The 20,297-nt window shown below is 25.6% G+C and carries 15 protein-coding genes and 1 tRNA gene; all 16 read left to right on the top strand.

Features of this window, described 5'->3' with window-relative positions:
• Position 1: 1 nt before the first annotated feature.
• The 16 genes from rplA (at position 2) to M8044_RS01055 (ending at position 20,264) form a co-directional block, all read left to right on the top strand.
• Complete coding sequence (gene rplA / locus M8044_RS01130; protein ID WP_277999092.1) at positions 2 to 688, top strand: 50S ribosomal protein L1; 687 nt, start codon at positions 2 to 4, stop codon at positions 686 to 688.
• A gap of 32 nt (positions 689 to 720) precedes the next feature.
• Entirely contained in the window at positions 721 to 1,221 is a 501-nt protein-coding gene (rplJ, locus tag M8044_RS01125) for a 50S ribosomal protein L10 (RefSeq protein ID WP_273585235.1), read from the top strand.
• A gap of 132 nt (positions 1,222 to 1,353) precedes the next feature.
• A complete protein-coding gene (gene rplL / locus M8044_RS01120; protein WP_273585234.1) occupies positions 1,354 to 1,737 on the top strand; it encodes a 50S ribosomal protein L7/L12 in 384 nt (127 codons plus the stop codon).
• A 145-nt stretch (positions 1,738 to 1,882) separates the two neighbouring features.
• The gene (locus M8044_RS01115; protein ID WP_273585233.1) at positions 1,883 to 5,617 is read left to right on the top strand and encodes a DNA-directed RNA polymerase subunit beta; all 3,735 of its coding nucleotides are present in this window, start codon (positions 1,883 to 1,885) and stop codon (positions 5,615 to 5,617) included.
• 16 nt (positions 5,618 to 5,633) lie between these two features.
• Positions 5,634 to 9,779: a DNA-directed RNA polymerase subunit beta' gene (gene rpoC, locus M8044_RS01110; RefSeq protein WP_273585232.1), complete on the top strand. Its 4,146-nt coding sequence runs from the start codon at positions 5,634 to 5,636 to the stop codon at positions 9,777 to 9,779.
• A 156-nt stretch (positions 9,780 to 9,935) separates the two neighbouring features.
• Positions 9,936 to 10,355, top strand: coding sequence for a 30S ribosomal protein S12 (gene rpsL / locus M8044_RS01105; protein WP_273585231.1), 420 nt, complete (start codon positions 9,936 to 9,938; stop codon positions 10,353 to 10,355).
• A gap of 44 nt (positions 10,356 to 10,399) precedes the next feature.
• A complete protein-coding gene (gene rpsG / locus M8044_RS01100) occupies positions 10,400 to 10,870 on the top strand; it encodes a 30S ribosomal protein S7 (RefSeq protein ID WP_273585230.1) in 471 nt (156 codons plus the stop codon).
• A 30-nt stretch (positions 10,871 to 10,900) separates the two neighbouring features.
• Positions 10,901 to 12,973 carry an elongation factor G gene (gene fusA / locus M8044_RS01095; RefSeq protein ID WP_273585229.1) on the top strand — a complete coding sequence of 691 codons (2,073 nt, stop codon included), beginning with the start codon at positions 10,901 to 10,903 and terminating at the stop codon, positions 12,971 to 12,973.
• A gap of 43 nt (positions 12,974 to 13,016) precedes the next feature.
• On the top strand, positions 13,017 to 14,207 hold the full coding sequence (gene tuf, locus M8044_RS01090) for an elongation factor Tu (RefSeq protein WP_273585228.1): 1,191 nt from the start codon (positions 13,017 to 13,019) through the stop codon (positions 14,205 to 14,207).
• Between the two features lie 346 nt (positions 14,208 to 14,553).
• Positions 14,554 to 15,741 (top strand): acetate kinase, encoded by a 1,188-nt coding sequence (locus M8044_RS01085; protein ID WP_273585227.1) that lies wholly within the window; start codon positions 14,554 to 14,556, stop codon positions 15,739 to 15,741.
• Positions 15,742 to 15,827: 86 nt separating this feature from the next.
• Positions 15,828 to 15,916 (top strand) — tRNA-Ser (locus M8044_RS01080).
• An 87-nt stretch (positions 15,917 to 16,003) separates the two neighbouring features.
• Positions 16,004 to 16,870 carry a thymidylate synthase gene (locus tag M8044_RS01075; RefSeq protein WP_273585226.1) on the top strand — a complete coding sequence of 289 codons (867 nt, stop codon included), beginning with the start codon at positions 16,004 to 16,006 and terminating at the stop codon, positions 16,868 to 16,870.
• Positions 16,867 to 17,361, top strand: a complete 495-nt coding sequence (locus M8044_RS01070) for a dihydrofolate reductase (protein WP_273585225.1) — start codon at positions 16,867 to 16,869, stop codon at positions 17,359 to 17,361. The genes M8044_RS01075 and M8044_RS01070 overlap by 4 nt, the downstream gene beginning before the upstream one ends.
• Positions 17,362 to 17,364: 3 nt before the next feature.
• Entirely contained in the window at positions 17,365 to 18,180 is an 816-nt protein-coding gene (locus tag M8044_RS01065; protein WP_273585224.1) for a lysophospholipid acyltransferase family protein, read from the top strand.
• 303 nt (positions 18,181 to 18,483) lie between these two features.
• Positions 18,484 to 19,083, top strand: a complete 600-nt coding sequence (gene rpsD, locus M8044_RS01060; protein ID WP_273585223.1) for a 30S ribosomal protein S4 — start codon at positions 18,484 to 18,486, stop codon at positions 19,081 to 19,083.
• 419 nt (positions 19,084 to 19,502) lie between these two features.
• The gene (locus M8044_RS01055; RefSeq protein WP_273585222.1) at positions 19,503 to 20,264 is read left to right on the top strand and encodes a diadenylate cyclase; all 762 of its coding nucleotides are present in this window, start codon (positions 19,503 to 19,505) and stop codon (positions 20,262 to 20,264) included.
• Positions 20,265 to 20,297 lie beyond the last annotated feature (33 nt).

The raw sequence follows: 20,297 nt of genomic DNA, 5'->3' as shown, positions 1-20,297 counted from the left end.
TATGAAAAGAAGTAAAAAATATTTAGATATTAGTAAATCGATAGATTTTAATAAATTTTATTCAATCGATGAAGCTATGAATTTAATAAAAAAAACACAAATTACTAAATTTGATGCTACTGTAGAATGTAATTTATCTTTGAAATTAGATCCTAAAAAGGTAGATCAAAATTTAAAAGGTGCTTTAATTTTACCGCATGGAAGTGGCAAAAAATTAAAAGTTGTTGTATTAGCTAAGGGTCTTCAAGCCAAAGAAGCAGAAAAAGCAGGAGCTGATTATGTTGGAGATCAGGATTTAATTGATCGTATTTCAAAAAATTGGTTAGATTTTGATGTTTTAATATCTACTCCAGAAATGATGCCTTCTGTTTCTAAATTAGGAAGCATTTTAGGACCTCGTCGTTTGATGCCGAATTTAAAATTGGGTACTGTAACAAATAATGTTTTTCAATTAATTCAAGATATTAAAAAAGGTAGAATAGAATATAGATTAGATAAAAATGGTAATTTACATACTGTTTTAGGTAAAGCATCTTTTGAAGAAAAACAATTATTAGAAAATTTTAAGTTTTTGTATGAACATTTAATGTCTGTTAAACCTAAAACATCTAAAAGTAATTTTATCAAATCGATAACTATTTCTACGACAATGGCACCAGGTATTAAAGTTGACTTTGCATCTATTTAAAAATAAAGAAAATAATAAGGATTATTATTGTTATGACAAATCTAGCTATTATTAATAAAAAAAGAGAATGTGTAGATTTATTAATTCAAGATATTAAAAATTTTGGTTTTTTTGTTTTATTTGAGTATCAAGGAATCAAAGTAAATGATTTGACCGAATTACGTGTTGAATTAAATAAAATTAATAGTATGATTAAAGTATGTCCTAATAATATTTTAAAAAGAACCTTTGAATCAATGAATTATAATGAATTAGTTGATTTGTCTAAATATTCTAAAGCTTTATTGTTGAGTCCCAAAGATTCTCTTGAATCTATTAAGGTATTATTTAATTTTACTAAAACAAATAAATTTTTAAAAATTATTAAAGGTTTTATTGATGATAAAATAATTTCTTACGAAAGTATTGCTGAATTAGCAACTTTACCATCCAAAGAACATTTATTATCTATGTTATCTTCAGGTATGATGTCTATATTAAAAGAATTAGCAATTAGTTTAAATATGATAACAAATAAATATGATAACAAATAAATATGATAACAAATAAATATGATAACAAATAAATATGATAACAAATAAAGAAAAATAATAATTTATTATATTTGGATATATTGAATTATTATTGTATTTAAAAAATTTAATGAATAGAGAGATTTTAAAAAAATGGCTAAATTAACTAAAGAGGTTTTTATAGAAGCTTTAAAAGGTATGACTTTATTAGAGATTAAAGAATTAGTAGATGGTATAAAAGAAGAGTTCGGTGTTGATCCTTCTAGTTTTGTTTCTTCTGCTAGTGTAGGAAATAATGAAGCTGCTAGTAATAAAGCAGAAGATAATAAAGCTACAGTTGTTCTTAAATCTTTTTCAGGCAAAAGCGTAGTTCCAATTATAAAAGAAATTCGTCAAATTACTAATTTAACGATAATTGAATCTAAAAAATTAGCAGAAACGCCAAACGCTGTTATAAAAAAAGATATTGATAAGGAAGAAGCTGAAAGTATAAAGAAAAAATTAGAAGAATTAGGCGCTACAGTTGAATTAGAATAATTTTTTCAAACTTAACTATTTATTTTTTGATTCGAAACCTAAGATACAATTTTTCTTAGGTTTTTATTTTCTTGTTTTTAATTTTTTTATAATTTTTTTGTTCTTAAAAATAAATTTATTATATGGTTGTGGAGTTTCAAAAAAAATGAAAAAATATCGTGATATAAAATACGGTACTAAATCAGTACGTCGTACTTATTCAAAAATGAATTATGATTTTGACTTACCTAATTTAATAAAAACTCAAATAGATTCTTTTGAGTTATTTTTAAAGAAAGGGATTCGAGAATCTTTAGATGATATTTCGCCTATACAAAGTTATAGTGGTAATTTAAAATTATATTTTGACGATTTTTTTTTACAAAAACCTAAATTAGATATTAAAGAGGCTAAAAAAAGAGATTTCAGTTATTGTTCTGAATTGTTTGCAGATGTAAGATTAGAAAATGTTGCTTCTGGAGAAGTCAGAAAAAGTCGTGTTTTGATGACAGAATTACCTTTAATGACACCTTCAGGAACTTTTATAATTAACGGAACCGAAAGAGTAGTTATTTCTCAAATTATACGTTCTTCAGGTACTTATTTTACAGAAAAATTTGATACTAAATCTAATAAAGTTCGTTATGAAGCACAAATTATTCCTACTAGAGGCGCTTGGATCGAATACGAACAAAGTAATAAAGATATTTTATATGCTAAATTAGATCGCTCTAAAAAGATTCCTTTAACTAAATTTATTCAAGTTTTAGGTTTCAATAGTAAAGAAGAAATTGAAGAAGTTTTTGGAAAAAATAAATTATTAGAATTAAGCTTTAATAAAAATGATGATTATAGTGTTGACGAAGCTATTATAGAACTTTATTCTAAATTGAATCAAGGAGAAAAAGCTTCTGCTAAATCTGCTCGTGAATTTATTAGTAAAAGATTATTCGATCGCAAAAAATATGATTTATCTTCTGTAGGTAGATATAAATTAAATAAAAAATTAGATGTTTTAAATAGAGTAGAAAACACTTTTTTAGCTTATAATTTAAAAGATATTGAAACAGGTGAAATTTTATTTTCTAAAGGCACTTTATTAACGAAAGATATTTTAAAAGAATTAAAAAACAAAAGGCAACATTTTAGAAAAGAATTAATTAGTTCTAAAATGAATTTAGAAAATGAAATCAATAATAAAGAAAACAACTATTTTACTTATAAAAAAAATGATTCTGATAAAAAAATATATATAAAAGAAAATATTTGTGATATTTTAACAGGAGAAATTTTAGTAGAAGTAGATACTTTATTGGATGATAAAGTTATAGAAATTTTGCAAAATAATAGAGAAAATTTAGAAGAAGATGTAATAGATTTTTTTCTAGATAATAATGATTTATATGAATCTTCAGATTCAAATTTAAATAAAAATGTTTTAAATGAAGTTTTAGTAGTTTATGTTTTAGATGATAATGATAATAAACGTTTTATTAAAGTAATCGGGAATAATCAAGATGAAAAAGGTAAAAATATTTTTTTATCTGATATTATAGCTAGCATTAGTTATTATTTAAATTTATATGAGAATTTAGGCCAAAAAGATGATATTGATTATTTAGGCAATAGAAGATTAAGGTTAGTTGGAGAATTGTTAAAAAATCAATTCCGTATTGGTTTGACTAGATCTGAAAAAAATATTAAAGATAGAATGACTATTAGTAAATTCGATACTCCTATTAGTAGTTTAGTTAATTTTTCTTCTTTTACTATGGTTATTGAAAGTTTTTTTGGAAGTTCTAGATTATCACATTTTATGGATCAAATAAATCCTTTAGCTGAATTAACTCAAAAAAGAAGAATTTCTGCTTTAGGTGTTGGTGGTATTGATCGTGATCGTGCCGGAGTCGAAGTAAGAGACGTTCATAATTCATATTATGGTAGATTATGTTCTATTGAAACTCCTGAAGGTCCTTCTATTGGTTTGATATCTTCTTTATCTACTTATGCTCAGGTAGACCAATATGGTTTTATTAAAACTCCTTTTTTTAAAGTCATTCATGAAAATGGTTTTCATAAAGTATCTAAAGAATTTGAATATTTAACTTCTATCCAAGAAGAAGATAAGATAATTGCATCAGCGGATTCGCTTTTAGATGAAGCAAATGTTTTTCAAAAAAATAAGATTATTGCTAGAAAAAATGGGGAAACAGGATTGTATGATGTTGAGAAAATAGATTATATAGATGTTTCTCCTAAACAAATAGTTTCGGTAGCAACTTCTACTATTCCTTTTTTAGAGCATAATGATGCTTCTAGAGCTTTAATGGGAACTAATATGCAAAGACAAGCTTTACCTTTACTTATTACAGAATCACCTATTGTAGGTACAGGAGTAGAACATAGAGTAGTAAAAGATTCCGGATGTTTAATTTTATCTGAAGAAGATGGTCATGTTTCTTATGTTGATTCTCAACAAATTATTATTGATAGTAAAGATGATCAAAAGCCTAAAGTTTATAAATTAATTAATTTTGCTAAATCTAATCAAAATACTGTGATATTGCATAAACCTATTGTTAAAAAAGGCGAATATGTTCAAAAAGGCGATATTATAGCTGATGGTCCTGCAACTGATAAAGGAGAATTAGCTTTAGGGAAAAATATAACTGTAGCTTTTATGACTTGGGATGGTTATAATTATGAAGACGCTATCATTATGTCTGAAGAACTAGTACAAAATGATGTCTTCACATCTATTCATATCAATAAATATGAAATTTTAGCAAGAGAATTAAAAAAAGGTTCTGGTAGAGAAGAAATTACTCGTGAAGTCCCTAATGTAAGTGCTGATTTTATAAAAAATTTAGATCATAGAGGGATTATTATTCCAGGATCAGAAGTTAAAGGTGGCGATATTTTAGTAGGAAAAATTATTCCCCAAGGAGTTTATGAACTTTCACCTTATGAAAAATTAATTCATACTATCATTGGTGAAAAAGCTCGTGATTACAAGGATGCCTCTTTAAGAATGCCTTTTGGCGAAACAGGAGTTGTTCAAAGTGTTGAATATTTATCTGTTGATAATGGCGATGTTTTATCTGCGCCAGGAGTAAATCAAAGTGTTAGAGTTTATGTCGCTGTTAAAAGAAAAATAAAAGAAGGCGATAAAATAGTAGGTCGACATGGTAATAAAGGTGTAATTTCCCGTATTTTACCTAAAGAAGATTTACCTTATATGTCGGATGGCACAACTGTTGATATTATGTTAAATCCATTAGGTGTTCCTAGTAGAATGAATATTGGTCAAATTTTAGAAATGCATTTAGGTTTGGCTGCGAAAAAAATAGGTATTAAAATAGCTACTCCAGTTTTTGATGGTGTTGATAATGAAGATTTAAAAGATATCATGAAGGAAGCTAATTTACCTTTAGATGGAAAAATGACTTTATATGATGGCAAAACTGGTGAACCTTATGACAATCCTATTTCTGTAGGTATATTGTATATGATTAAATTATCTCATATGGTAGATGATAAATTGCATGCTCGAAATGTAGGTCCTTACACTTTGATTACAAATCAAGCTACTCGTGGTCAAGGAAGTAGTGGTCCAGGCGGTCAAAGAACTGGTGAAATGGAAGTATGGAGCTTATATGGTTATGGAGCTGCTCATACTTTACAAGAATTATTAACTGTAAAAAGTGATGATATTATAGGCCGTAATAAAACTTATAATGCTATAGTTAATGGATTACCTTTACCTAAACCTTCTATTCCTGAAAGTTTTAGAGTATTTTCTAAAGAATTACAAGCTTTAGGTTTACATGTGGAACTTATAAAATCTGATACTAAAGAGAATAAAGTTCATTATTCTTTGGTTAATAATAATAAGGAGTGAACATCATCAATAAATCATGGATTTAAATATTAAAATTGAAGAGTTTAATGTTAAACAAATCACTTTGGAAACATTAAAATCTATTGGAATTAATTTTTTAAAAGATTTTAATTCTTATACTTTAAAAGATTTAAAATCTTTATTAAATAAAGATTGTTTTTTAGATATTATTCCTATTTTAAAAGATAATTGTTTACCTGAAAATTTAGAAAATTTAAATTTAACGGAAAATATTATTTTAACTTTATATAAAAATAAAATTAAAACATGCCGAGATTTATTAGAAGCCGATCCTCATTTTATATATTATTTATTTAAAAATGAAGATTCTTCTTATTGGCAAAATATTAGAGATTTTTTTATTTTGTATGAACGTAATTTTAAAATAAAACAAGATTATTTAGAAGAAATAAATCAGTTAAATTCTGAAACAAAAAAAAATGATTCATCGGAACCAACAAATAATTCATTTAATCAACAAAATAATAAACAGTCTTATTTTGATAAAAAATATGGCAATCGTGAATATGAATATTTTAAAATTCGTTTAGCTTCTCCTGATGAGATTGAAAAATGGTCTTACGGGGAAATTGTTAATTATGAAACTATTAATTATCGTACTGCAAAACCAGAAATGGGAGGTCTTTTTTGTCCAAGGATTTTTGGCCCGTCTAAAGATTTTCAATGCGCTTGTTTAAAAAAACAATTATCAATGTCCTCTAAAGTTTGTCCTAAATGTGGAGTTGAAATAACGGAACAAAAAGTACGTCGTGAAAGAATGGGCCATATTAAATTAGCTTCTCCTGTAGTTCATACTTGGTATTTAAACAGTTCTCCTAGTAGATTAGCTGTTCTGTTAGGTATTAAAGCTAAAGAATTATTAGAAATAGTTTATTATGCTTCTTATATTGTTATTTCTCCAGGTAATACTGATTTAGAAAAAAAACAAATCATTTCAGGAATACAATATGAAGAACATTCTAAAAATAGTATTAATTTTGTTGCTTACACAGGAGCTAAAGCTATAAAAAAATTGTTAGAAGAATTAGATTTAAATGCTAAAATAGCGGAATTAAAAAAACTTTTAAAATATGTTTCAAAACAAAAACGAGATAATATTATTAAAAGATTAGAAATTCTTATATCTTTTAACAAATCTGATAATAAACCTGAATGGATGGTTATGGATGTTTTACCTATTTTGCCTGCTGATTTAAGACCTATTGTTCCTTTAGATGGAGGACGTTTCGCTACTACTGATATAAACGATTTATATAGAAGAATTTTAAATCGTAATAATCGTTTAAAAAAACACAAACAACAAAAAGCTCCTACATTGATTATTAATAATGAAAAAAGAATGTTACAAGAAGCTGTAGATGTTTTATTTGATAATGTTAAAGTTAATAAAAAAAATACTTCTAATATGGAAAAAAATAAAACATTAAAATCTTTATCAGAAATGTTAAGAGGTAAACAAGGGCGTTTCCGTCAGAATCTTTTAGGTAAAAGAGTTGATTATTCAGGCAGATCAGTTATTATTGTAGGCCCTGAATTAAAGATTCATCAATGTGGAATTCCAAGAATAATGGCTGTTATTTTATTTAAACCTTTTATTTTAAATAAATTACAAGAAGTTAAAGGGATCGATAGAAGAAGCGCTACTACTTTATATGATAAGATGAATGAATATGTTTTTGAAGTTTTAGAAGAAGTTGTCAAAGAACATCCTGTTTTATTAAATAGAGCTCCTACTTTGCATCGTTTAGGGATTCAAGCTTTTGAACCTAAATTGATTGATGGTAAAGCTATTAAATTACATCCTTTGGTAACTCCAGCTTTTAATGCTGATTTTGATGGAGATCAAATGGCTGTTTATTTACCTCTTTCTTTAGAAGCTCAAGCTGAAGCTCGTTTATTAATGTTAGTTTCTAATAATATTTTAGATCCTAAAAATGGTAATCCTGTTTTATCTCCTTCTCAAGATATGGTTTTAGGTAATTATTATTTAACTATTGAAGAAAAAAAAGATCGTATTATAGGCGGTTTTAATAGTAATATCAAGACCCAGGAACATAGATATAAACACCGTAATCAAGGCAAAATATTTTCTGATTTGAAAGAAGCAGAATTAGCTTTTTATAATAAAGAAATCCATCTTCATACAAAAATTTTAATTAAAACAAGTAATGTTAATTCTTCTTTTACTAAAGAACAAAAAGAGAAATATTTGGTAACTACTTTAGGAAAATTAATTTTTAATAATATATTACCTTCTGATTTTCCTTATATTCAAGAACCAACACTTTTCAATTTAGAAGTTAGAACTCCGGATTGTTATTTTATTTCTAAAGGAGTGAATCCTGATAAAATTTTATCTGACTCATTAGATATCGAACCTTTCAAAAAAAGATTTGTTTCTATGATTATAGATCGTGTTTTTAAAAAAAGCAATATTACAGAGACATCTAAGATGTTGGATGATATTAAAGATTTAGGCTTCAAATATTCTACTATTGCTGGTATTACTATTTCTCATAGTGATATTAATGTATATTCTAAAAAAGAAAAATTATTAGATATCGTTGAAAATAAAATAATAGAAATAGAAAAATTTTATGATAATGGTTTTTTAACTCTTTCTGAAAAGAAAAATTTAGTTATTCAAGAATGGAAAACTGTTCGTGATTCAATCCAAGAAGGCTTAATGAAAGAATTTGATAAAGATAATAATTTATTTATGATAAGTGATAGTGGCGCTCGCGGTAACACTTCTAACTTCTCTCAATTATCAGGAATGAGAGGGTTAATGAATAGCCCTAGAGGAGAAATTTTAGAAATCCCTGTCAAAAATTCTTTTAAAGAAGGATTGACGGTATCTGAATTTTTCATTTCTACTCATGGAGCTCGTAAGGTTTCTACTGATACTGCTTTAAAAACAGCTGAATCAGGTTATTTAACACGTAGATTAGTTGATGTAGCTCAAGATAATATTATTACTCAAGAAGATTGTGGAAGTGATAAAGGATTTGTTATTCAATCAATTAAGAGAGATGATAAAGAAATTATTTCTTTAGGACAACGTATTTTTAGTCGTTTTGCTGCCGAAGATATTTTAGATCCTCAAACAGGACAAGTTATTCTTAAAAAGAATGAAATGATAGATAAAGAAATTGTTGAAAAAGTTATTTCATTAAAAATAGACAAAGTAAAAATTAGAAGCGCTTTAACTTGTAACTCAGAACATGGTATTTGCGGTAAATGTTATGGTTTGAATTTAGCTAATAATAAAAATGTTGAAATAGGTGAAGCTGTTGGTGTAATAGCAGCTCAATCTATTGGTGAACCTGGTACACAATTGACAATGAGAACTTTTCATACAGGCGGAGTTTTAGCAGTTTCTGATATAACTCAAGGTTTACCAAGAATCCAAGAATTATTTGAAGCTAGAAAACCTAAAGGTAAAGCAGTTATTAGCGAATATGATGGTATTGTAGAAGATATTAAAAATATAGATTCTTATTTTTCGCAAATTATTGTTTCTTCTGAACACGATAAAGATAAAAAATGTATTTATGATGTTTATTCAAATTCAGAAATTTTAATACAAAAAAATACGCATGTTTATGCTGGGCAAAAATTAACAACAGGTTCTATCGATTTGAGAGAACTATTAAGAGTTTCTAATGTAGAAGAAACACAAAAATATATTTTAGAAGAAGTTCAAAAAGTATATCAATCTCAAAGTGTAACTATTAACGATAAACATATAGAAATTATTATCCGTCAAATGTTTAAACAAATTTTAATTATTTATGAAGGCGATACTGATTTTTTACCAGGTACAGAAGTTACTCTTAAACAATTTAAACAAGTTAATCTTGAAATGTTGAAGCAAAATAAAAAATTAGCTGTAGGAAGACCAATTTTATTAGGTATTACTCGATCTTCTTTAAAAAGCGATTCTTTTCTTTCTGCTGCTTCTTTCCAAGAAACTACTAAAATTTTAATTGATGCTGCTATTAAAGGTCAATCAGATTATTTATATGGTTTAAAAGAAAATGTTATTATAGGAGGATTAATTCCTGCTGGTACAGGTATTTTAGAATCTACTAATTTTGAATATCCTTTAACTGAGAAGAAAGAAAATCATTTAGATTGAAACAATTATATTTAATATTGTTTTAAAAAATATAATTTTATTGTTTTTTGTTATAAAAAAAGTTATAATTATGTGTATAAGATTAAGCTATTATAATTTGTTTAAATTTACATATTAAAATTTTTATACATTATAAATTAAATTAAGGAGTTTTTAATGCCTACTATACCTCAATTAATAAAAAAAAATAGAGTTGATAAAGTTTATAAAAGTAAATCACCAGCTTTAAGATTTATTTTTAATAATTTAAAGCAAAAAAGTAAAAAAATTAATTCACCTCAAAAATCAGGAGTTTGTATTAAAGTTTCAACAATGACTCCTAAAAAGCCTAATTCAGCTTTAAGAAAATTCGCTAGAGTACGTTTAAGTAACAAAACTGAAGTTAATGCTTATATTCCGGGAATAGATCATTCTTTACAGGAACATAGTAATGTTTTAGTTCGCGGCGGAAGAGTTAAAGATTTGCCTGGAGTACGTTATCATATAGTTAGAGGCGCTTTAGATGCTACAGGTGTTGCCAATAGAAAACAAGGACGTTCTAAATATGGCGCAAAAAGATCTGTTGTTAAAAAATAAAGATATAATGTTTTTTTTATTTTAATAAAGAAAGGTTTTAATTAATGTCACGTAAAAAGCATATTTATAAGAAAAATATATCGCCAGATCCTATTTATAATTCTATATTAGTCACTAAAATTATAAATACTATCATGAAAGATGGCAAAAAATATGTTGCTCAATCTATTTTATATGGCGCTTTAGAAATAGTTAAAAAAATAACTCAAAGAGAACCAATAGATGTTTTTAATGAAGCTTTAAATAATGTTATGCCTATTTTAGAAGTTCGTACACGTACTATAGGAAGTCAAAATTATCAAGTACCTTCCGAAGTAAGACCAGAAAGACGTCAATCTTTAGGGTTAAGATGGTTAATTCAATATTCTCAAAAAAGAAATGAAAAAACTATGAAAGAAAAGTTAGCAAAAGAAATTATCGATGCCGCAGCTAAAACAGGAATAACAGTAAAAAAAAGAGAAGATACTCATCGTATGGCTGATTCTAACAAAGCTTTCGCTCATTATCGTTGGTAAAATCGATAAAAATATCAAGGAGTAATATTTATGGGACGCCAATTTAAAATTCATCAAATACGCAATATCGGTATTATGGCGCATATCGATGCTGGTAAAACTACAACTACAGAAAGAATTTTATTTCATACTGGTAAAATACATAAAATAGGAGAGACTCATGAAGGGGCTTCTCAAATGGATTGGATGGTACAGGAGCAAGAAAGAGGAATTACAATTACTTCTGCAGCTACTACTATTTTTTGGAAAGATAATAAAATCCAAATTATTGATACTCCTGGTCACGTAGATTTTACAGTTGAAGTTTCACGTTCTTTAAGAGTTTTAGATGGCGCTGTAGTTGTTATTGATGCACAAGCAGGAGTAGAACCACAAACTGAAACTGTTTGGCGTCAAGCTACGGAATACAAAGTGCCAAGAATTGTTTTTGTAAATAAAATGGATAAAATAGGGGCAGATTTTGCTTATGCTATTGATACTTTAAAACAAAGATTGGGCGTCAAAGTAGCTTCTATTCAATGGCCTATTGGAAAAGAAAGCAGTTTTAACGGTATCATTGATTTATTAGATATGACTGCTTTTCAATATGATAATAATTCTACTACAGAAAGCGGTAAATCAATAGATATTCCCTCAGATTTATTGGACATAGCTACTCAAAAAAGACAAGAATTAATTGAAATATTAGCTGATTTTGATGATGATTTGATGGAAATGTTTTTTCAAAATAAAGAAATTAATGCAGAATTTTTAAAAAAAGTCATCAGAAAAGCAACTTTAAGTGTTGATTTTTTTCCTGTGTTGTGTGGATCCGCTTTTAAAAATAAAGGGGTTTTAAAAATTTTAGATGCTATGGTAGATTATTTACCATCTCCTATTGATGTACCGCCTATAACAGGATTAGATATTAATGATAAAGAAATAGTTCGTAAAGCTTCTGATGATGAAAAATTTACAGCTTTAGCTTTTAAAATTATGACTGACCCTTTTGTAGGACGTTTAACTTTTTTAAGAATTTATTCAGGTGTTTTAAAAACTGGAACTTATATTAAAAATTCTTCCAAAAATGTTAAAGAACGTATAGGTCGTTTGTTGCAAATGCATGCTAATAAAAGAGAAGAAATTCAAGAAGCTAGTACTGGAGATATTGTTGCCGTTATAGGATTAAAAAATACTACTACTGGCAATACTTTGAATGAAGAAAATGATTTCATTATTTTAGAAACTATGAATTTCCCTGAACCAGTTATAGAGATTGCAGTAGAACCTAAAACTAAAAATGATCAAGATAAAATTGCTGTTGCTTTAAGCAAATTAGCTGAAGAAGACCCAACTTTTAGATGTTATATTAATCACGAAACAGGTCAGACTATTATTGCAGGTATGGGCGAGCTACATCTTGATATTATTATGGATCGTTTAAAAAGAGAATTCAAAATTCAAGCTAATGTAGCAGAACCACAAGTTTCTTATAGAGAAACTTTAACTAAAGTTGCAGAAACAGAAGGAAAATATATACGTCAATCTGGAGGACGTGGTCAATATGGTCATGTTTGTATTCGTTTTGAACCTAACGAAGGTAAAGGATTTGAATTTGTTAATAAAATTGTTGGTGGCGCTATTCCTCGTGAATATATTCCATCCGTTAAAAAAGGATTAGAAGAATCTTTGGCCAATGGTATTATTGCTGGTTTTCCTTTTATAGATGTAAAAGCAACTTTATTTGATGGTTCTTATCATGATGTTGATTCATCAGAACTTGCTTTTAAAATTGCTGCTTCTATTGCTTTAAAAGAAACCAAAAATAATGGAGGTTTAATTCTTTTAGAGCCTATTATGAATGTAGAAGTCGTAACACCTGATAATTATGTAGGAAACGTTATTGGCGATTTAACATCAAGAAGAGGAAAATTAGAAAATCAAGAAAACCGAGGTAATGCAGTTGTCATTAGATCTCTAGTGCCTTTATCTGAAATGTTTGGTTATGTTACGAATTTACGTTCTAATACCCAAGGAAGAGCAAGTTTTATTATGCAATTTGCTAAATATGCAAAAACACCAAATAGTATTACAGAAAAAATTATTAAAGATCGTAGTATTTAATATTTTAATGTTTTCAAAAAAATAATAAAAGGAGGGCTTTAAAATGCCTATAACAACATTTTCAAGAGACAAAATACATTTAAATGTAGGAACTATTGGTCATGTAGATCATGGAAAAACTACTTTAACTTCTGCTATAACTTCTTATTTACATTCTAAAGGATTAGCAGAAAAACAACTTTATGAGCAAATAGATAAAGCACCTGAAGAAAAAGAACGCGGTATTACAATTAGTACTTCACATGTTGAATATCAAACAGTCAAAAGACATTATGCTCATGTAGATTGTCCTGGACACGCAGATTATATTAAAAATATGATTACAGGAGCTGCTCAAATGGATGCAGGTATTTTAGTAGTTTCTGCTGTTGATGGTGTAATGCCTCAAACAAGAGAACATATTTTGCTTGCTAAACAAGTAGGAGTTCCTAAGTTATTAGTTTTTTTAAATAAATGTGATATGATGGATGATGAAGATATTTTAGAATGTATAGAATTAGAAATTAGAGATGTTTTATCTTCTAATGGTTTCAATGATCCGAATATACCTATAATTAGAGGTTCTGCTTTGAAAGCTATAGAAGGTGATTCAAAATATGTTCAAAGTATACAAGATTTACTTGATGCTTTAGATACATATATTGAAGATCCAGTACGTGATTTAGATAAACCTTTTTTAATGCCTATAGAAGGTGTTATTAACGTTAAAGGAAGAGGAACAGTTGCTACAGGACGTGTAGAAAGAGGACAAATTAAAATTTCAGAAGAAGTAGAAATTGTGGGAATCAAAGAAACACAAAAATCTACAGTAACTGGTTTGCAAATGTTTCATAAAAATTTAGATAAAGAAGGAGCTTTTGCAGGAGATAACATAGGTATTTTATTACGTGGTATAAATTATAAAGATATTCAACGTGGTCAAGTTATAGCTAAGAAAGACTCTGTAAAACCTCACTCTAAATTTGTAGCTAAAATTTATATTTTAACAGCTAAAGAAGGCGGAAGAACTACTTTTTTCAGAGATAATTACCGTCCGCAATTTTATTTAAGAACTGCTGATATAACTGGAGTAATTCAATTAAAAGATGGTCTTAAAATAGTTAATCCTGGTGATTTAGTGGAACTTATTGTTACTTTGATTCACCCTGTTGCGATAGAAAAAGGCACAAGCTTTTCTGTACGTGAAGGCGGAAGAACTATCGGAGCTGGAACAGTTATCGAAATACTTGAATAAAAATGTTTGGATTTAATAAATTTTTTATATTTATTTAATTTACTTTTTTATTTCAAAATATTTTAGATTTTAAAATAAAAATAAAAAAACACTGATATATTAATTTATAGAGGTGTTTTTTATTTTATGGTATTTTTTTTATATAATTTTAATTATTTAAATTATTATTCTTAAATTTGTCATACTTTTTATAATCATATAGTGTTTTTAGAAATTAAATAGAAAAATTATTTTATAAAAAATTCATTAATTATTTTAAAATAATTATATACATTAATAAAAAATATTTTGTTATTATTTCATTTATATTATAAACAAATTGTGGAAACGGATTTTTTATGTTCTTATGAAAATTATATCAATTAATTCAGGTAGTTCTTCTTTAAAATTTAAATTGTTAAATATGCCTGAAGAGAATGTTTGTAGCATGGGATCAATTGAAAGAATTGGTTATAATGATGCTATTTTTACTCTTGAATTCCAAGATAAAAAAATAAAAAATATTTTATCAGTTAAAGACCATCAGCAAGCTATAGAATTAATATTAGGATCTTTGATAAAAAATAAAATTATTAATTCTTTAGATGATATTGAAGGAGTAGGACATAGAATTGTTCAAGGTGGTGAAATTTTTCAAAATTCAGTTATTTTGACAGATGAAAATATCGATAAAATAGAAAGTTTGAATGATTTAGCTCCTTTACATAATTTTGCTAATGTTTTAGGAATTAGATTATTTAAAAAAAAATTATCTAAAAAAGTATTACAAGTAGGAGTTTTTGATACTACTTTTCACCAAACTATACCACAACAAAATTTTTTATACGCTGCTCCTTATGAATGGTATCGAAAATATAAATTAAGAAAATATGGTTTTCATGGTATTTCTTATCAATATGTTTCTAAAAGAGTTGAACATCTTTTAAATAATTCTAATTTAAAAATGATAGTTTGTCATGCAGGTAATGGTGTTTCTTTGGCTGCTATTCAAAATTGTCAATCTGTAGATACATCTATGGGATTTACGCCTTTAGAAGGAGTTCCTATGGGAACTAGAAGCGGAAATATTGATCCAACTGTTGTTTCTTTTATTGCTAAAAAAGAAAATAAAACTAATCCAGAAATTTTAGATATTTTAAATAAAAAATCTGGCATGTTAGGTGTTTCAGAAATATCTAATGATTGCCGCATTTTAGAAGAACAATTATTGCAAAACAACAAAAATGCTATTTTAGCTTTTCAAATTCAAATCAAAAGAATAGTAGATTATATAGCTAGTTATTATGTTTTATTAAAAGGCATAGATGTTTTAGTTTTTACTGCTGGAATAGGGGAGAATTCTTCTTTCTTCCGTCAAGAAATAGTTAAAAGATTAGAAGTTTTAAATATTCATTTAGATTTAGAATTAAATAAACAAAAAGGCGAAAGAATTATTTCTAGTAAAAATTCTCATGTTAAAGTAATGGTTGTCCCGACTAATGAAGAAATAACAATTGCTCGTGATGTTTTTGCTTTAATTCAAAAACAAAATTAAAGATTGATTTTTAAATTTTATAATTATTTTTATTTATCTACTTTAGTTTTTTAACTAAAGTAGATTATTTTATGTTTTGACAAAATGGAGGAGTACTCAAGTGGTTTAAGAGGCTCGCTTGGAAAGCGCGTAGATCTTTATAGATGCAAGGGTTCGAATCCCTTCTCCTCCGCCAAATAAAATTTTTTTATTTTATTTTTTAATTTATTTTTATAATATCTTTTTTTAAAATAAAAAAATTTTAAAAGAAAGGATATTTTTAATGCATCAATATTTAGATTTATGTTTTTTAATATTAAAAAAAGGTATTACAAGGATAAACAGAACTTCGATAAAAACCAAAGGAATTTTTGGTCACCAAATGCGTTTTAATTTAAATAAAGGTTTCCCTTTATTAACTACTAAAAAATTATATTTAAAAGGCATTGTTCATGAATTATTATGGTTTATTAAAGGTGACACTAATATTCGTTATTTAGTCCAAAATAATGTTAATATTTGGAATGAGTGGCCTTATAAAAAATATACTCAATCTCTTAGTTTTAAAGGGGAAACTTTAAAAGAATTTATTCAAAAAATTAAAGATGATGAATTGTTCGCTTCTAAACATGGTCAATTAGGACCTATTTATGGTGCACAATGGCGTAATTTTTATGGAGCAGATCAATTAAAAAAGATTATTCAAGAAATTAAAAAAAATCCTTTATCTAGACGTTTAATTATTTCTGCTTGGAATCCCCCTTTAATAAATGAGATGGCTTTACCTCCTTGTCATGTTATGATGCAATTTTATGTTGAAGATAATAAACTCTCTTTGCAATTATATCAAAGAAGTGGAGATGTTTTTTTGGGAATTCCTTTTAATATCGCTTCTTATTCTTTATTATTGATGATGGTAGCACAAGTAACTAATTTACAACCATATGAATTCATTCATACTTTGGGCGATGCACATATTTATGAAAATCATTTAGAACAAATTAAAATTCAAATTCAACGTAAACCTTATCCTTTGCCTCAAATTATCTTAAATCCTAATATTCGAGATATAGAAAATTTTCAATTTTCAGATTTTAAATTAAAAGATTATATTTGTCATGATGTTTTAAAAGGAGAGGTGGCAGTATGATTAGTTTAATTTCAGCTTTAGATTCTAATTTTTTAATCGGTAAAGGTGATAAATTACCATGGCATTATCGCGAAGATCTTTTATTTTTCAAAAACAAAGCTTCAAATAAAAATGTTTTAATGGGTTTCAAAACTTATCAATCTTTAAAAAGTTATTACAAAAATAAACCTTTGCCTTTTAAAAAAGTTTATGTTGCAAGTTGTTCATTTATTTCTATTCCTGATGTTATTGGAATTTTAGATTTAAAAAAATTTTTAAATAAATACAAAAATAACAAAGAAGAAATTATGGTGATAGGCGGCAGCCAAATTTATCGACAATCTTTGGATTATGTTAAAGTTATGTATATCACTCATATATTAAGAAGATATCAAGGTGATTATTTTTTTCCTCGTTTTGATTCTTCTAAATATTTTATTAAAGAGAAGAAAATCAAACCTGAATTAATTTTTGTTACTTATATAAGAAAAAATAGATGTGAAGGGTTTTAAAATATGTTTTTTAGTTTTCTTTTTATATTATCTTTTTTGTTTTTTTGGTTGTTTCCTTTGAAATTGATAGGTATTTTTCGATTTTCTTGGCTTTATCAATTGTTATTTTATATTATAAGTTTTTGTTTAAGTGTTGTTTTAACATGGATCTTTGTTTTCATTTTTTTATTTTTAGTTATGTGGTTTACTAAAAATTTAAGAGTTGATCATCCTTTTAGAAAAAAAATTATTGCTAGTATGTCTAAATTGATTAGAAATTTTTTTAGAATCAAAGTTAATGTGTATAATAAAGATTTAGTTCCTTTAGAAGGTAAGTTAATTCTTTATTCAAATCATAAAACTAATTTTGATCCTTTTATTATCGCTTCTATTTTTCCAAGAACAATTTCTTTTTTACCTAAAGATGAATTATATCATGGTAAATTTGGATGGTTTTTAAGTTATTATTTTAATATGTCTAATTGTATAAAAATTACGAGAGGCAATAATAGAGAGACGATTCAAAATATTTTAAAAGGAATCAATAACATTAAGAAAAATTTAGCAATGGTTGTATTTTATGAAGGGGGAATTAAAAATAAAACTAGTGATAGAATTATTCATTCTTTAGATGGATCTTTTCATATCGCTCTTAAAAGTCAAGCTAATATTTTACCTATAACTTTAAAAGGATCTTGCGCTATGAGAGGTAAATGTTGGTTTCGAAAAAAACAAGTAGATATTTTCATCCATTCACCTTTGCATTTTGAACATTATAAAACAAAAGATACTAAAGAAATAAATAAAATAGTTACTGATATAATTAATTCTGTTTTATAAATAAAAATTTATATTTTATTTTTTTTTATTAGTTTTTACTGTTTGTTTTTTATATAAGTTATTTTTATTGTTTTTTTTATTTTTATTTTATGATTCATTTTTAATATGATAAAATAGATATTATTATGTTAAATTTATAATTTTTATTATTATATTAAAATTGTGATTTATGAAAAATATAAATTAAAAAATTTTACAAATTCAATTATTATTCATTAAAATTTATTAATTTGATTATTTGCAAAAATCAAAATAAATAAATTATTTATGTAAATTTTTAAATAAGGAGTTTTATCTAAAAAAATGTCTCGTTATACAAATCCAAGTTGGAAACTTTCTCGTCGTTTAGAATATTCTTTGTCCGAAACAGGAAAAGAATTAGTATCAAAGGGAAATCATTTAAATAAATCTAGAAAGAAACAAAATAAAAGTAATTTTAATATTCAATTAAAAGAAAAACAAAAAGTTCGTTTTGTTTATGGAGTGTCAGAAAAACAATTTAAGAGATTTTTTCAGAATTCAGCTAAATTAAAAGGTGTTCATGGTGAAAATTTTTTAATTTTATTAGAATCTCGTTTAGATAATATTGTTTATCGTTTAAATTTAGCTAAAACTAGAGCACAGTCTAAACAATTAATTTCTCATGGTCATATTTTAGTAGATTCTAAAAAAGTAGATATTTGTTCTTATTGTGTTAAACCAGGACAGCAAATTTCTATTAGAGAAAAATCTAAAAATTTAAATATTATTAAATTTTCTTTAGAAAATAAAACACGTAATAAAGCTGAATATGTTTCTTTAGATGAAAAAAACTTAGTTGGTAAATACATTAGATATCCTAAAAGAAATGAATTTTTAACAGATATTAATGAACAATTAATTGTCGAATTCTATAATAAATAATAATAATTTTTTTTCTTTTTTAAATTTTAATTATTTTTTTTAAAAGATAGTTATTGTTTTTTTTATTTAGGTAGTCTCGCGTTTATAAATTATTTTATTTTTAAATTTAATATTTTTATTTATTATTAATATAATTTAATTTATTTTTTGATAATAAAAAAAATATGATGCTCAATCATATTTCTTTTTATTTTTTTAATTTATAATATGTAAATATTTTAAAAAATTTAAAATTATATTTTTTAATTTAGATCAGACATAATAATTTTTTGAAATTATTATTTAAGACAAAATAATTGTTTTAATATATAAATTAATTTCATTTTTATATATAAGATGTTATTGATATAATTTATATTATAATTTTAGTTCAACTTTCTAAATTATAAAATAATTGGAAAAGGCTTTTTTGATAAAATATGGATTTGATAAAAATTATTTTATTGTCTATTTGTTTACTTTGTTTAATCTATATTTCTTTTCGAATTTTCGTTAGTCAATATGAATTTTTTAAAATTATTTATTCTTTCCTTTTGGCGCTTTGTTTGTGTTATGTTTGGGAAATTAATTTCTCTCCGCAAGACAAAAATTTATTAACAAAATTAATAGGTTTTGATATTCGGATTCCTATAATTAATTTTATTTTATTAGCTCCTGTTATTATAAAAGCTCCTTATTTAAGATATTATTTGCATAAATGTACTAAATTTTGGCATAAAAATAAAAAATTTGCCATGGTAAGTCATAATACTCAAAAACAAATTTTAGAAGCTGTTTTGGAAATATCTGAAAAAAAAATAGGCGCTTTAATAACTATTGAAAAGCATAATTCTTTAGAACAATTTGCTCAAAAATCCATTTTAATTGACGGTAAAATCTCTAAAGAACTTTTGATTAATATTTTTATACCTAATACTCCATTACATGATGGAGCTGTTATTATTCGAGGTGATAGGATTTTATCTGCTGGAGCTTATTTTATGTTATCAGAAAAACAATATTTTAAAAAAACAACAGGTTCTAGACATCGTGCTGCTTTAGGCATTAGCGAAAATACTGATAGTATGACTATTATAGTTTCAGAAGAAACAGGAAATATTTCTATCGCTTTAGAAGGTATTATGTTAAAAATGAAAGATGCTAATCAAATTCAAGAATATTTAGTTACTTTTATGATTTAAAATATTTTTTATTTTTTTTATATTTTGATAGAA

Origin of the sequence: Columbia Basin potato purple top phytoplasma (assembly GCF_028595955.1) — a bacterium.
Lineage (GTDB): Bacteria > Bacillota_I > Bacilli_A > Acholeplasmatales > Acholeplasmataceae > Phytoplasma.
The sequence above is the reverse complement of the archived record's forward strand: the minus strand, read 5'-3'. Positions and strand labels throughout refer to the sequence as shown.

Excerpts from the sequence above, each read along its gene's own strand:
- M8044_RS01085 (WP_273585227.1), top strand. The coding sequence starts at position 14,554 with ATGAAAATTATATCAATTAATTCAGGTAGTTCTTCTTTAAAATTTAAA.
- fusA (WP_273585229.1), top strand. The coding sequence starts at position 10,901 with ATGGGACGCCAATTTAAAATTCATCAAATACGCAATATCGGTATTATG.
- tuf (WP_273585228.1), top strand. The coding sequence starts at position 13,017 with ATGCCTATAACAACATTTTCAAGAGACAAAATACATTTAAATGTAGGA.
- M8044_RS01070 (WP_273585225.1), top strand. The coding sequence starts at position 16,867 with ATGATTAGTTTAATTTCAGCTTTAGATTCTAATTTTTTAATCGGTAAA.
- rplJ (WP_273585235.1), top strand. The coding sequence starts at position 721 with ATGACAAATCTAGCTATTATTAATAAAAAAAGAGAATGTGTAGATTTA.
- rplA (WP_277999092.1), top strand. The coding sequence starts at position 2 with ATGAAAAGAAGTAAAAAATATTTAGATATTAGTAAATCGATAGATTTT.
- M8044_RS01065 (WP_273585224.1), top strand. The coding sequence starts at position 17,365 with ATGTTTTTTAGTTTTCTTTTTATATTATCTTTTTTGTTTTTTTGGTTG.
- rpoC (WP_273585232.1), top strand. The coding sequence starts at position 5,634 with ATGGATTTAAATATTAAAATTGAAGAGTTTAATGTTAAACAAATCACT.
- M8044_RS01115 (WP_273585233.1), top strand. The coding sequence starts at position 1,883 with ATGAAAAAATATCGTGATATAAAATACGGTACTAAATCAGTACGTCGT.
- M8044_RS01055 (WP_273585222.1), top strand. The coding sequence starts at position 19,503 with ATGGATTTGATAAAAATTATTTTATTGTCTATTTGTTTACTTTGTTTA.
- rpsD (WP_273585223.1), top strand. The coding sequence starts at position 18,484 with ATGTCTCGTTATACAAATCCAAGTTGGAAACTTTCTCGTCGTTTAGAA.
- rplL (WP_273585234.1), top strand. The coding sequence starts at position 1,354 with ATGGCTAAATTAACTAAAGAGGTTTTTATAGAAGCTTTAAAAGGTATG.
- M8044_RS01075 (WP_273585226.1), top strand. The coding sequence starts at position 16,004 with ATGCATCAATATTTAGATTTATGTTTTTTAATATTAAAAAAAGGTATT.
- rpsL (WP_273585231.1), top strand. The coding sequence starts at position 9,936 with ATGCCTACTATACCTCAATTAATAAAAAAAAATAGAGTTGATAAAGTT.
- rpsG (WP_273585230.1), top strand. The coding sequence starts at position 10,400 with ATGTCACGTAAAAAGCATATTTATAAGAAAAATATATCGCCAGATCCT.